Genomic DNA, 13,923 nt, shown 5'->3' on the forward strand with positions numbered 1-13,923 from the left:
ATCGCTGCTTTGTTAACCCCATTGTTTACTTAATGAACAGTAAACGACGGCTCTAAAGTTGCGGCTCTAACGCGCTCACGCAGGGCGCTAGAAAGGCACTGATATCGCCATCGAGCTTCAAACTAAGCAGTTCATCGGCGCGGGTTTTACCGTGGGTGATGGCGGCCATGGGGATGTTTTGTTTCGCGGCTTGTTTACAGAAGCGAAAGCCGGAATACACCATCAGTGAGGAGCCGATAACCAGTAAAGCATCGGCTTTTTCTAAACTGTCGAGAGCACTAAATACTCGCTCTTTAGGTACATTATCGCCGAAGAACACCACATTCGGTTTGAGCATACCGCCACAGGCCACGCAACCGGTAACTTTAAAACGGCTGAAGTCGACGCCTTCTAAGTCAGCATCGCCATCCGGTGCGGCACTGGCGGTATAGTGAGCGAAAGCTGGATTTTCAGCGGCCATCTGTTGGTGTATCTGGTTGCGATCATGTAGTTGCTGACAATCCATACAGATGACTTGGTCAGAACGGCCGTGAAGATCAATGACCTGTTGCTGGCCTGCTTGTTGATGGAGACGATCGACATTTTGCGTCACCAGTTGTTGGCAATAACCTTTTTGTTCCAACTGCTGCAGGCTGTTATGCACACTATTGGGCCGAGCATTGGCCATTAATGGCCAGCCAATCAGGCTGCGAGCCCAAAAGCGCTGGCGAGTCGCATGGCTGGTGAGGAAGTCGCGATGTTGCACTGGCGGTTGGCGTTTCCACTGACCATTGCTATCGCGATAATCGGGAATGCCCGATTGGGTACTGCAGCCGGCGCCGGTAAGGATAAACAGGCGTGGGTGCTGGTGGATAAAATCGGTTAATGGTTGTGCGTTTGGCTGTGATGTCATGGGTCTAGTGTAGTCGTTAGATCCACTGAGACCAATAAAAAGCTTGGTAATTACTTCGCTTTTTCTTTAGCTGTGGACAGCTTGGCGAGCGCGAAAAAAAACCGCGTCGGGCGCGGTTTTTTTCGTCAGAGAGGGGCTAGAGCTTACGCGCTCTGCTTAGCCTTCGCTTCGAGGCGGCGACGATGCAGAACGGGCTCGGTATAACCATTTGGCTGAATGCGGCCTTGGATGACGAGTTCTAACGCTGCTTGGAAGGCAATGCTGTCATCGAAGTTAGGGGCCATTGGATGATACAGTGGATCAGCTTCATTTTGACGATCCACCACGGCCGCCATACGCTGCATGGTTTCCATGACCTGCGCTTCGGTGCAGATATTATGATGTAGCCAGTTAGCAATATGCTGGCTGGAGATCCGCAGGGTGGCGCGGTCTTCCATCAGGCCTACATCGTTGATGTCTGGCACTTTCGAGCAACCCACGCCTTGATCGATCCAACGTACCACATAGCCGAGGATACCCTGAGCATTGTTGTCCAGTTCGTTCTGAATCTCTTCAGCCGACCAGTTAGTGTCGGTTGCTACTGGGATAGTCAGAATATCATCTAAGCTGGCACGAGGGCGGCTTTTCAGCTCTTCCTGACGGGCGAAAACATCTACCTTATGGTAGTGCAATGCGTGCAGTGCAGCAGCCGTTGGTGATGGTACCCAAGCGGTATTGGCACCGGACATCGGGTGGGCAATTTTAGCGGTCAGCATGTTAGCCATCTGATCGGGGATGGCCCACATCCCTTTACCAATCTGTGCGCGCCCTTGCAGGCCGCAAGCTAAGCCATTATCGACGTTCCAGTCTTCATAAGCGCCGATCCATGCCGCAGCTTTCATTTCACCTTTGCGGATCATGGGGCCGGCTTCCATTGAGGTATGAATCTCGTCACCGGTACGGTCGAGGAAGCCAGTGTTAATAAAGACCACACGGTCTTTGGCCGCGCGGATACACTCTTTCAAGTTAACCGTAGTGCGGCGCTCCTCATCCATGATGCCCATTTTGATGGTGAAGTTTGGTAGTCCTAGAGCGGTTTCGATACGGCCGAACAGTGTATCGGCAAAGGCGACTTCTTCTGGGCCGTGCATCTTCGGTTTTACGATATAGATGGAGCCGGTGGTGGTGTTGCTGAACTGACCGGTGCCCTTAACATCGTGAATTGAGATCAGGCTAGTCAGCATACCATCGAGGATGCCTTCAGGGATCTCGTTGCCGTCTTTGTCGAGAATCGCATTGTTGGTCATCAGATGGCCAACGTTACGCACAAACATCAGGCTGCGGCCTTTGACGCTCACTTGTGAGCCATCTACGCCGGTATATTGGCGATCGGGATTCATGCGACGGGTGAAGGTTTTACCGCCTTTAGTGACGTCCTCGGTGAGGTCACCTTTCATCAGGCCTAACCAGTTTTTATAGGCGACGACTTTGTCTTCCGCATCAACGGCGGCAACGGAGTCTTCGCAATCCATAATGGCGGTTAATGCCGCTTCGACGATAATATCGCTCACGCCAGCGGCATCGGTGGCACCGGTTTGGCTATTGCGGTCGATTTTGATATCGAGGTGCAGGCCGTTGTGTTTTAGAAGAATGGAGTCCGGCGCAGTGGTTTCGCCGTTGTAGCCGATCAACTGGGATTCATCTTGTAAGCCGGTTTCGCTACCGTTGGTTAGGGTGACGATCAGTTTGCCGTTGTCGATGCTATAACGGACAGCATCTTTATGGCAGCCATTGGCCAGCGGAGCTACTTCATTCAAAACATTGCGGGCAAATTCGATCACTTTAGCGCCGCGCACTGGGTTGTAGCTAGCGGTGATCTCTGCGCCATCATCTTCGGCGATCGCATCGGTACCGTAGAGGGCGTCGTATAGGCTTCCCCAGCGGGCATTCGCCGCATTCAGAGCGAAACGGGCATTCATCACGGGTACGACCAGCTGTGGGCCGGCCATGGTGGCCATTTCTGGGTCAACATTGCTGGTGGTGGCGCTGAAGTCTTCGCCTTCCGGTAGCAGATAGCCGATTTCCTGCAGAAACGCTTTATAGGTGGCCAGGTCAAAACCGTTGGCGCGGTTTTCGCGGTGCCAGTTGTCGATCTGTTCTTGAATGGCATCTCGTTTTGCCAGCAGGGCGCGGTTTTCGGGGGCTAGGTCGTGGACGATGGCGTCCAGTCCAGACCAGAACTGCTCTTCGGTCACGCCGGTGCCCGGAATAACCTGCTGATTAACAAAGTTGTAGAGAACTTCAGCAACCTGCAGGCCGCCTGTTTGTATCCGTTGACTCATAATGTACTGCCTCATTTGTAATCGTCCAGCTTCCGGTGCGAGGCAACCGGAACAGGTGATTTTTTGTATGCCGCAATCCAGTGGCTCCTATCAACGCAACTGGTGTTTCGGCTTGTGCGTCGCAACAATATCGCACTTTGCAAAGCCTGTCCCCTATAGCAATGCTAAAGTATGAAGCTCAGGCGAGGTATTCATTTCACATCGTGGGAAAGGCCGTCGCTGAACTTAAAATCATAAGGCTAGATAAGCAAAAAGCCGCCATCGGCAGCTTTAGAGAACAGTGAGGTTATCGCGATATCAGAACAACCAACTACTTGGTTGTGGTAGTGGTTGCTGTTTTTCCAACGCACTCAGGCCTTTGATACAGCGAATAATAAACCAGATCACATTTAAGATTAGAATCAGAAAGCCAATCAGTATCGAGGTGGTAATGAGGCCAATGACCGCAAAGAGCAAACCTATCCAAAAGGTGCGAATCTGCCATTGATAATGGCTTTTTAGCCATTCAGGGGCATCGTCTTTGTAAACATAGGCCATGACTAATCCCACCAAACCCGTGATACCGAATATGAGACTGGTTAAATAGAGAATATAGACAATCTTTGCGTTAGTGCCTTTGTCTGTAGATGGATTGCTCACTTGATTCATGTCGTCGCCTGTATAATTGAATATTAAGAGATTTTTTCTCGAATGATGTCCGGCAGAGGCACAGAACGACCGGTATTATGATCCATCCACACCACTTTCGAATAGCCTTCGGTACAGATTAGTTCGGGTTCATCGGTGGTACTGAGTTCGTACCACGTCATAAAGCTACTGCGGCCGATTTCGCCAACGTAGATTTTTACGATGACCGTGGCTGGGTAGCTGACGGGACGAAGAAAGGTGCAGCCCACATTGATAATCACCGGATCGGTGCCGTTACCGTTCACTGAGGCTCCAATGTCGGCGAGAAATTGAACACGCGCCTCTTCTAAATAGCGCATATAGAGTGCGTTGTTAACATGGCCATAGGCATCCATATCACCCCAACGAACGGCTATTTGTGATTGATGTAATAATCGGCGATTCAGGTTGTCACTCATTGAAAGTTCCCTTTGTTTTCATTGTTATATAGCCGATATTAACTTATTTTGGCGCACCGTTGCCGCTATTTTTATCGTTACCCTTGTCGGTGTCATTACTTCTTAGGTGAAGATCCAGTTGTGGGAAGGCTATTTCAATCCCGTGTTCACTGAACAGTTGATCAATGGTTCGATGCAGATCATGGGTGGCCTGATTACGTTTATCCATCGAGCTAATATAGGCTCGTAGTTCGAAATCCAGAGTGCTATTTCCGAAGGCGAGAAAGTAAGCCAGTGGCGCGGGTTCTGACAGTACATTCTTGTTAACCGCAGCTGCTTTCAACAATAGTTCGGTTACCAGCCCAGTATCGGAGCCGTAAGCAACGCCTACCGGCACAATAATACGGGTGATGGGGTCTGTTAGTGACCAGTTGATGAGTTGGTCGGTGATAAAGGTTTTGTTTGGAATAATGACTTCTTTGCGATCCCAATCGGTAATGGTGGTCGCACGGATATGAATGCGACTGACATTACCGGTGACCCCACCGATGGTGATGGTATCACCAATACGGATCGGCTTTTCAAACAGAATAATGAGGCCTGAAACAAAGTTTGCCACGATCTCCTGTAGGCCAAAACCAAGGCCTACCCCCATTGCCGCGACGAGCCACTGCAGTTTGCCCCATTCTAACCCAAGGAAGTTCAGAAAGCTGATGAGACCGATAATATACAGCGTATATTTCAGCAGGGTGGAGATGGCAAAGCCGGTGCCGGGGGCCAGTGGTAGGTAGTTTAGTACTAATAATTCAAACAACCCCGGTAGGTTACGGGCCGCGACAAACGTGATGTAGAGCACCGCCAGGGCAAAAATAATTTGTTTTAGGGTGATAAAGCTGAGAACTTCATTATCACCGCTGCCGGTTGACCATAGGGTGACGGAATCTAGTACATCGAGCGCCGGTAGAGTCCAGCCGAGGGTAAGCCATGACAAGGTGATAAAGATCAGTACGGTCGCTGTTTTGAGCAGCATGTGGCCCTGCTCTGAGATGGTTTGAATATCAATAAAGTTTTCTTGCACCGGTGGTGAATCGGTTGGCTCATCTCGGGAGGATAGCATCTCAGCTCTGCGTGCTAGGGTGCGTCTAAAGGAGAGTTTACGTTCCTCTATCAAGAGCCAGCGACGGCCAAGATTAAAGATCAGATAGGAGAGAATAGCGATACACACCAGCAGGAACATCAGCCCAGTCAGGATGCCTGCAGAAAGTATATAACCCCATAGAATCAAGCCTGCCATCGCGATATTAAAGGTGGTGATCACACCTATCCAAAGCCCCGTATTACTCCATAACCGGAATTGCTCTTGGTTGTACTGAGGGATAGCGCGCCACAAACTGATCCAGAAGAGGGTAAAGCTCAGGATGGTACCGAGTAGGATTAACCGTGTTGGGCCGGCAATAATCAGTTCATGGCTACTGGCGTCGAGTATAAACAGCAGGGCAATCAATGGGGCATTGATCCAGAACAGTCCCCGTAGCCGCTTCCTGAGTGCGCCAGTGATGTTCTCCGATAGACCAAATTGTCCCTGTAGTAAGCCGTAGGGTTGTTGCAACCAACGCATGAAGGTCATGTAAAGCCAGCTAATGAACGCAATAATGTAGAGCAGGTTGCTAATTGAGGTAGCGCCGCCAAATTGGCGTCCGAGGATGTATAGGAAGAGAGGGATGGGTAGGGCCACTAAGGGGCCATACAGTAAGGGGCGCAGCGTATGTCGAATATGATCCTCAGTGACATTGCCAATCTGTTTACACCACAGCGACTGACGCTGATTTAGATAGCGACGACAGAAGAGTGCCAGTGGTAGCGTGATTATCAGCGAGCCTAAAGGCCAGCCTATTTTACTGCTTAATTGGCTAAGATAGGGGCGCAGCAATAGGGGGAGCTCATCAACCAATGCGATAAAACCCTGTGCGATCTGTCCGGGCCACTGAAGAGAGATAGGGTCGATGCTGGGCAACCAGAGGAGATGTTTATTAAACAGGGCGCGGTTGTTGATGAGTTGGGCGTTGAATTGATCTTGAATCAGCAGTAACTGTGACAACTCACTGATGAGCTTCTGCTGGAGTGAGCGTTGCTCCGAAATAAGCTCGGCGAGGCTTTGGCTGAGTTGTTGGAGTTTGTTTTGCTGTGTGGGCGATAAAGTCTCGAGATCGGCTTGTTGGAGTATGGGCTGACTAAGGGTTAGCTGACTCAAACGCAGCTCTTTGAGGCGGTTTTTAGTGTTTTCTGATTTTAGAGGCTTGGGCAGTTGTTGGATGTGTTTGCGAATCTCTGAACCGGTATAGCCTATACCTAGTTCAAGCTGAGATTGAATCGCCTGATAGGTTTGCCGGATAATCTGTAGTTGTTGTTCTAGTTGTTTACGTCGTTGAGCGGTTTGCTCGGCTTCTGCTAACTCCTGTCGGATGATATCCGCAATTTCACTATTACGGGTGATCGCTTGCTGTAATACGGGGTTGCTGTCGGAGTCCGATGTGGCTACTTGACTGAGTGTTTTTTCAGCGGCGGCACGGTTTTTCTGCTGCAGGTGTTTCTCTGCGTTATTGATCCAGCTATTGTAATACTGAATCTCTGTTTGTAGGTTTATGAGCTTAAGGCGGGCGAGTTCTGTTCGCCCAGGTAGCACGAGGATCTCCAGCTCGGTCACTTCGAGGGTTAACTCAAGTGCCATCTGTTGATAGTCGCGTATCTGTGCCCGCAGTTGCTGTAGATCGCTGGTGGCCGCTGTCTCAGGGGTTGTAACAACATTGTTTAATTGTTGTTGCAAGGCTGCCTTTTGGGTTCGCTTGCTAAGTAGTAAGCGGTCACTATCGCGAATGATCTGCTGTAGATCATCTTGATCTTTTTCCAAGTCGAGCAGTCGAGCTTTTGTTTTTACTAATAAGAGTTGGAGATCATCTTCTGGCAGCGTATCAGGCAGCGTTAAATTCGAGGGTGTTGATTGACGAGCCTGTTCGAGTTGTTTTGGCTGTGCCTCAATTTCGGCGCGTAGACTCTGGGCTTGTTGTTCTAGGGCGATAACATCCTGTAGTTGTTGGATAGCCTGCTGATAGATGTTTTTCTGGGGAGCGTCTGGGTTGCCGTCATACTGTTGCAACTGAGCCTGAAGACGGCTTAACTCTGCATCGAAATCAGGGGTTTCAGCGAACCCTTTAAGGCTGAATAGTAGGAAAAAAAGTATGAGCAGTCGCATAGGTCATGCCTTCAGATGGTGAAGTTTACTATATACAGCAATTGTCTTTGCACAAGGAATAAGTTTTGAGTATGGCCTAGATTATAGGTTAGCAGCGCTTTTTTATGCGCTGGGCCACTGGCTCAGTTTAAGGAAACGTATTATGCAGATGTTGGATGCTAACGACTTACGCAGCAAATTACCCTTCTATAATCAAGAAGAGGGGGTTAATAGTAGTGAACTACTGGAAGAGTATCTTAACTGTTATCGGTTAAATTCGATTATTCATGCAGGGCATAAGTTATTTGCTAGCCGTCAAACGGTGTTGGGCTGCACGTTATTTGTGCAGCATTACTGTTGCCGTGATGATAGTCGTGGAACGGTGGTCGTGGTTCATGGCTATTTTGATCATGCAGGGTTGTATCGTCACCTGATTGCCTATCTATTAGAGATCGGTTGGGATGTGCTGATCTATGATCTGCCTGGACACGGCTTGTCCCAAGGGCGACCGCTGTTTATTGATAGTTTTACCACCTATGCCCAGCAGTTGACGGAGTTGCTTAATAGCCGCAAAGAACGTCTTAAAGGGCCTTGGGCATTGTTAGGTCAGAGTACGGGTGCGTCTATTTTGATGCAGCAGCAGTTAAAATTTGGTCACGATGATTGGCCGATTCAAGCTCAGATATTATTAGCGCCGTTAGTACGTCCCTGCGGTTGGGAGCATATTGTTAGGCAGTATCGTTGGTTGCGATTTTTTAAGCGTTCTATCCCGCGTAGCTACGGTATCAGTTCGGGAGATCCTGCGTTTCTCAAATTTGTGCGCAAAGGAGATCCTCTGCAGCATCGGCGTATTCCGGTAGGCTGGGTTGGGGCTATGTTGCATTGGATTAACGAGATCGAACAGGCAGGTAGCTTGACGACTCAGCCTCTGTGTATTCAGGGGGTTGAGGATGAAACCGTCGAGTGGCGGCATAATCTCGGGGTGATTGGGCGGCTTTATCCGGGATTGGAGATCAAGTTGTTACAGCAAGCACGGCACCATCTGGTCAATGAAGAGGCGTCAATCCGATTGCAGGTGTTTAATCTGATAAAGCAGCGGTTAAACCCTAAAAAAATACAATAAAAAGGCAGCCGAAGCTGCCTTTTAGTCAGTACTTATCAAGCTTCTTAATCAAAATAGGCGACGGCAGCGAATGGTGCCTTTAACCTGCTTCAATTTGCTCAGCGCGACCTTAGAGGTCTCAGCATTGACGTCGATAACCACGTAGCCAACTTTTTCGTTGGTTTGTAGGTACTGGCCGCTAATGTTGAGATCGTTTTCAGAAAATACGTTGTTAATCGCGCTCATGACGCCGGGAATATTTTCATGAACATGCAACAAACGGTGAACGTTTGGATACTCTGGCAGTGCCACTTCAGGGAAGTTAACTGAAGAGATAGAAGAGCCGTTATCACTGTATTTGATCAGTTTTTCCGACACTTCATAACCGATGTTTTCCTGAGCTTCCAAGGTTGATCCGCCCACATGAGGGGTGAGGATAACATTGTCGAATTCGCGCAGAGGAGAGATAAACTCATCTTCATTCGAGCGAGGCTCAACGGGGAATACATCAACCGCCGCACCTAACAGGCGTTTTTCCGCCAGTGCAGTGCAAAGATCGTCGATCACAACAACGGTGCCGCGCGCCGCATTGATGAAGATTGAATCCTGTTTCATCTCTGCAAACTGTGCTGCGCCCATCATATCTTTGGTTGATGGTGTTTCTGGCACGTGTAGGGTGACAATATCACAGGTCGCTAACAGCTCTTTCATCGTGCCTAGTTGAGTGGCATTACCCAGGGGCAGTTTGGTGATGATATCGTAGAAATAAACATGCATCCCCATGGATTCAGCGATAACGCTCAATTGAGAACCGATGCTGCCGTAACCAATGATACCCAGCTTTTTACCGCGAATCTCGTAGGAGTTCTTGGCTGATTTCTGCCATTCACCACGGTGTGCTTTAGCGTTCTTTTCAGCAACGCCGCGCAGTAGGATAATGGCTTCGGCGATCACCAGCTCAGCAACTGAACGGGTGTTAGAGAAAGGTGCGTTAAACACTGCCACGCCGCGCATGGTTGCTGCGGTTAGGTTAACCTGGTTGGTACCGATACAGAAACAACCGACCGCGACCAGTTTTTTAGCCGCATCGAATACTTTGTCGGTCAATTGGGTGCGAGAGCGGATACCGATAAAATGAACATCTTTTACGCGTTCGATCAGTTCATTTTCTGGCAGGGAGCCAGTTAGGTATTCGATATTAGTGTAGCCGTGCGCATTCAGGGTATCCAATGCTGACTGGTGCACGCCCTCCAGCAGCAGAATCTTGATCTTGCTTTTTTCCAGAGAGGTTTTTGGACTCATGATATGGATCTCTTTTTAAGTGGGATGATCCTGTGTGTGGCAGGTATCCTCGGATTAGCCGATAAAAGAAAAGGGGCGCTATGTTAACACAGTGTTATCGCAAAAGGGTGAGGGTGAGGGCGGGTGTATGGTGAATTTTTATTCAGCCAAACATGAACCTAAATCACTTAGCAGAAAAAATAGTGATTCGGATTCATGTTTTTTCGTCTAATTCAGGCGAAATTAGCTATAGAGGCAGAGGTAAGCGGTCGGTTGTGCCACTTTTAGTTGGAACGTCTGATTAGCTGCTACACGGAACTCAGTGCCGCTTGGGAAAGACTGCCACTCATCGCTGTTAGGCAGCTTTACGACGAGCTCGCCACTAATCACTTTCATCAGTTCGTTTTCTGAGGTGCCAAATTCATATTCGCCTACAGCCATTACACCGGAAGTGACTTTGCCTTCCGTATTTTCAAAGCCGATAGATTTTACCGCACCATCAAAGTATTCGTTCACGGTCAGCATGTTATTACTCCTATAAATGGGAGCGCTATAGTAGATTTCTTTGGCGATATTGTCATCTATTTGAGGTAGTTGAATGCTTAAGTAGGTAATCAACAAAGGCTTGATTGGCTTTGGATAGGTAGCTCTGCTTACGCCAAGCGATGCTGAGATCAAAGAGTATCGGTTGCTCAAAGGGAAGACCTACTAAATCGCGAGCATCGTCGATGGCGGGGCGGAGCAGGGCGGAGATCGCAAACCCATGACGGACAACGGACTGGATGAGCGGTATCAGGTTGGTCTCAAAGGCTATTTTTGGCGGTATATGGTAACGTTTTGCTAACTGTTCGGTGACTTGGCGATGAAAAAAGCCCTCTTTGAATAGCACTAGTTCTTCATTGAGAAAGTCGGTGTAGCTGACACTGGACTGTTGGGCTAGCGGGTGGTCTGGACTGACGCACACGAGAATTTCTTCCTGCAGTAAGTGGGTTTTATCCAACTCATCCGGTTTACCATCATCAACCACGATGCCAATATCTAGTTCACCCTGCTCAATCAGTCTGCGGATATGGGTGGTACCACCTTCAACTACCGAAAGTTGAATATCAGGGTAGCTGTGACGAAAACCCATCAGCAGTTCCGGTAGATAGTAAGAGCCGAGCATACTGGGAATGCCAATCCGAACCTGTCCTCGAGATAAACCTGTGAGTTCCTGCATTTCGAGTTCGGCATCGGTAACGGCTTGGAGTATTTTATCGGCATGTAATAACAGCCGCTCCCCTTCATCTGTGAGGGTAATACGCCGTTCAGTGCGGTGGAAGAGTTTCAGGCTCAGTTGTTCTTCCAGTCGTTTAATCGACATGCTAACCGCCGGTTGGGCGAGGTGTAGTTTTTCAGCTGCACGGGTGAAGTTTGCTTCCCGAGCAACCATTTGAAAGCAGCGCAGCGCACGAATATCCACAGGGTTATCTCAACAATAGCGATTGAACGTTAAACTATCACAATAGTTTATCAATATTATCATTTTTATATATTTCTGTGATTTTAGAGAGGCTGCTAAGCTGACGCTATCTTTTTTTGCGAGCACTGACATGATCGAATCAGGTAGTAAACAGTTCTGGCGGGCGACAATCGCTTTATGCATTGGCTCGTTTATGATTTTTTCCAATGTTTATGTGACGCAACCTATTTTGCCTGAGTTGCAGCAGGAGTTTGCACTCACTACGCTAGAAGTCGGCTGGTCATTCACCATCACGACTTTGACGTTAGGGTTGTCGCTGTTGTTTTATGGGCCATTGTCGGATGCATTAGGACGACGTTCATTAATGTTGCTAAGCATGGCGGGTGCCTGTGTCTGTACCTTGCTGTTATCGCAAGCTGATAGTTTTACCTCATTGGTGGTGCTGCGCGGCTTACAAGGACTTTTCCTCGGTGGGCTGCCAGCGATTGCGATTGCCTATATGGGGGATGAATATTCACGTAAAGCACTGCTATTAGCGGTGGGTTTGTATATCAGTGGTAACTCTATTGGCGGCATTTCTGGACGCTTGATCGGTGGTTTTATCGGTGAGTGGCTTGGCTGGGCTGACCTGTTTTTGGTAATGGGGGTCGTCAGTGTTATCTGCTGGTTGCTGTTTTGGTGGCTGTTGCCCGCCTCTAAGCAATTTTCTCCTCAACCCTTACATCTACCGACCATGCTTTCGCAGCTGAAGGGGCATTTGACGAATCCATTACTATTACTGGTTTATCTGATTGGAGGGCTGAATTTTTTTATCTTTATAAATCAATATAGCTATATCACTTTTGTGCTATCTGATGCGCCCTATCACCTCAGTCCTGTGTGGATTGGATTGTTATTTTTGACCTATTTGACCGGTACCGTCGGTTCAACGCTATCTGGCCGAGTGGCGCTGCGGGTTGGTCAGTTAAACTGTATTAAAGCTGGGATTGTGATTTTGATGGTGGGCAGTTTGTTGACCCTGAGTAGTAACTTACTGTTGATTATTCTCGGCTTTTTTATTAACAGCTTTGGTTTCTTTTTTGCCCATTCCAGTGCGAGCAGTTGGGTAAGCCGACAAGCGACGTCTGCTCGCGCCAGTGCTTCATCGCTGTATCTGGTGTTTTATTATCTGGGGGCCAGTAGTGGCGGATTTTATTTGGACCCCTTCTGGCGATGGCTCGGTTGGGAAGGCGTGGTGCTTGGCTCGATTATTATCTTGTCGGTGACCTTATCGCTAACCTTAGCATTGAGCTCACTGAGTGCCAGAGGTATGATCAAAGCCCATTGAAACACTCGGTTCTGAGTGCTTCGATATGGCTTTTTTGACGGCGGTGCCGAATTTATTGATAGATATCCTAAGGGGATGAGGCAGTGATTATGCAGTATAAGCATCAGTATGTAGATGGCGTTGAAGCCGATCTGCCGGTAGGCAAAGTCGTATGTGTTGGGCGTAATTACGCCGATCATGCGGCTGAGTTGAATAATCCGATCCCAACAACACCGATGTTGTTTATCAAACCCTCAACGGCGGTCGTGCCGATGGCCGAGCCCTTTACCGTGCCGGTGGATTTTGGATCGGTGCATTTTGAGACCGAAATGGCGATATTGATCGGCCAGCCACTAAAAAATGCAACCCATGATGAGATTGAAGCGGCGGTTGCCGGTGTTGGGCTTGGGCTCGACCTAACATTGCGGGATGTGCAAAGTAAGTTGAAAGAACAACGCCACCCTTGGGAAAAGTCCAAAGGTTTTGATGGTTCATGCCCGCTGTCTGCTTTTCTTGAGCTATCGGCGGTGGGGGATCTTCAGGATCAGCAGATTCGTTTAACGGTTAATGGCGAGTTGCGACAGAATGGTAATAGCAGTCATATGCTGAATAAGGTTTATCCACTGATTGCCTATATGAGCCATTACTTTACGCTGTTACCGGGTGATGTAGTGCTCACAGGGACACCCGCCGGTGTTGGCGAAGTTAACCCTGGGGATAAGTTACTGGTTGAGCTGGGTGAGCGGCTACGCATTGAAACTCAGGCAATCTGAATAACGACCTAAATAGGGCTGAATAAGCCCTTATCGATGCTTTCTAATAAGCACTGACATAAGAGGAATCTAACAGATGCTATGGGTCAAAGTGTTCCATATTCTGGCAATGACTAGCTGGATGGCGGGTATTTTCTATCTGCCCCGCATTTTTGTGCATTATGTCGAGGGACGTGAAGCGGGGCAGGATGTTGCACGGTTAGCCATTATGGCCGGTAAGCTGTTCGGCTTTATGTCGATCATGGCACTGTTTACGTTGGGGTTCGGCCTGTGGCTTTGGTTAGGTTATGGTATTTCCGGTGGCTGGTTACACGCGAAGCTGCTGTTTGTAGGCTTACTGATCGGCTATCACTTCTGGTGTCTTGCTTATCTTAAGAAGGTACGGGCGGGTACGTTGGATAATACCGGTCGCTATTTTCGGTTTTTTAATGAGGTGCCACTGCTGATCTTTATACCTATTTTGGTCTTTGTCGTGGTTAAACCGTTCTGAACC

12 protein-coding genes are annotated in these 13,923 nt (G+C 48.7%); 4 read left to right on the top strand and 8 right to left on the bottom strand.

Annotation, left to right across the window (positions count from 1 at the left end):
- Positions 1-52: 52 nt before the first annotated feature.
- The 5 genes from KO512_RS09535 to KO512_RS09555 form a co-directional block, all read right to left on the bottom strand.
- Positions 53-892 carry an NAD-dependent protein deacetylase gene (locus KO512_RS09535; RefSeq protein ID WP_215952116.1) on the bottom strand — a complete coding sequence of 280 codons (840 nt, stop codon included), beginning with the start codon at positions 890-892 and terminating at the stop codon, positions 53-55.
- 143 nt (positions 893-1,035) lie between these two features.
- The gene (locus KO512_RS09540; protein WP_215952117.1) at positions 1,036-3,213 is read right to left on the bottom strand and encodes a malate synthase G; all 2,178 of its coding nucleotides are present in this window, start codon (positions 3,211-3,213) and stop codon (positions 1,036-1,038) included.
- 297 nt (positions 3,214-3,510) lie between these two features.
- Positions 3,511-3,861 carry a DUF4870 family protein gene (locus KO512_RS09545; protein WP_215952118.1) on the bottom strand — a complete coding sequence of 117 codons (351 nt, stop codon included), beginning with the start codon at positions 3,859-3,861 and terminating at the stop codon, positions 3,511-3,513.
- A 23-nt stretch (positions 3,862-3,884) separates the two neighbouring features.
- Positions 3,885-4,298: an acyl-CoA thioesterase gene (locus KO512_RS09550; RefSeq protein ID WP_215952119.1), complete on the bottom strand. Its 414-nt coding sequence runs from the start codon at positions 4,296-4,298 to the stop codon at positions 3,885-3,887.
- Between the two features lie 43 nt (positions 4,299-4,341).
- Positions 4,342-7,527, bottom strand: a complete 3,186-nt coding sequence (locus KO512_RS09555) for a mechanosensitive ion channel domain-containing protein (protein WP_215952120.1) — start codon at positions 7,525-7,527, stop codon at positions 4,342-4,344.
- A gap of 142 nt (positions 7,528-7,669) precedes the next feature.
- On the opposite strand from KO512_RS09555, the gene KO512_RS09560 reads away from it, so the two are divergent.
- Positions 7,670-8,629 carry an alpha/beta hydrolase gene (locus KO512_RS09560; RefSeq protein WP_215952121.1) on the top strand — a complete coding sequence of 320 codons (960 nt, stop codon included), beginning with the start codon at positions 7,670-7,672 and terminating at the stop codon, positions 8,627-8,629.
- A 48-nt stretch (positions 8,630-8,677) separates the two neighbouring features.
- Here KO512_RS09560 and serA read toward each other — a convergent pair whose 3' ends face one another.
- The 3 genes from serA to KO512_RS09575 all read right to left on the bottom strand — a co-directional run bounded on the left by serA (position 8,678) and on the right by KO512_RS09575 (position 11,351).
- On the bottom strand, positions 8,678-9,910 hold the full coding sequence (serA, locus tag KO512_RS09565) for a phosphoglycerate dehydrogenase (protein ID WP_215952122.1): 1,233 nt from the start codon (positions 9,908-9,910) through the stop codon (positions 8,678-8,680).
- A gap of 222 nt (positions 9,911-10,132) precedes the next feature.
- The gene (locus KO512_RS09570; protein WP_215952123.1) at positions 10,133-10,414 is read right to left on the bottom strand and encodes a pyrimidine/purine nucleoside phosphorylase; all 282 of its coding nucleotides are present in this window, start codon (positions 10,412-10,414) and stop codon (positions 10,133-10,135) included.
- 52 nt (positions 10,415-10,466) lie between these two features.
- On the bottom strand, positions 10,467-11,351 hold the full coding sequence (locus tag KO512_RS09575; RefSeq protein WP_215952124.1) for a LysR family transcriptional regulator: 885 nt from the start codon (positions 11,349-11,351) through the stop codon (positions 10,467-10,469).
- A 130-nt stretch (positions 11,352-11,481) separates the two neighbouring features.
- On the opposite strand from KO512_RS09575, the gene KO512_RS09580 reads away from it, so the two are divergent.
- The 3 genes from KO512_RS09580 (at position 11,482) to KO512_RS09590 (ending at position 13,920) form a co-directional block, all read left to right on the top strand.
- On the top strand, positions 11,482-12,678 hold the full coding sequence (locus KO512_RS09580) for an MFS transporter (RefSeq protein WP_215952125.1): 1,197 nt from the start codon (positions 11,482-11,484) through the stop codon (positions 12,676-12,678).
- A gap of 89 nt (positions 12,679-12,767) precedes the next feature.
- Positions 12,768-13,430, top strand: a complete 663-nt coding sequence (locus KO512_RS09585) for a fumarylacetoacetate hydrolase family protein (RefSeq protein ID WP_215952126.1) — start codon at positions 12,768-12,770, stop codon at positions 13,428-13,430.
- Positions 13,431-13,506: 76 nt separating this feature from the next.
- Entirely contained in the window at positions 13,507-13,920 is a 414-nt protein-coding gene (locus KO512_RS09590; protein ID WP_215952127.1) for a CopD family protein, read from the top strand.
- Positions 13,921-13,923 lie beyond the last annotated feature (3 nt).

The sequence above is a fragment of the Amphritea atlantica genome, assembly GCF_018860855.1.
GTDB classification, from domain to species: Bacteria; Pseudomonadota; Gammaproteobacteria; order Pseudomonadales; family Balneatricaceae; genus Amphritea; species Amphritea atlantica_A.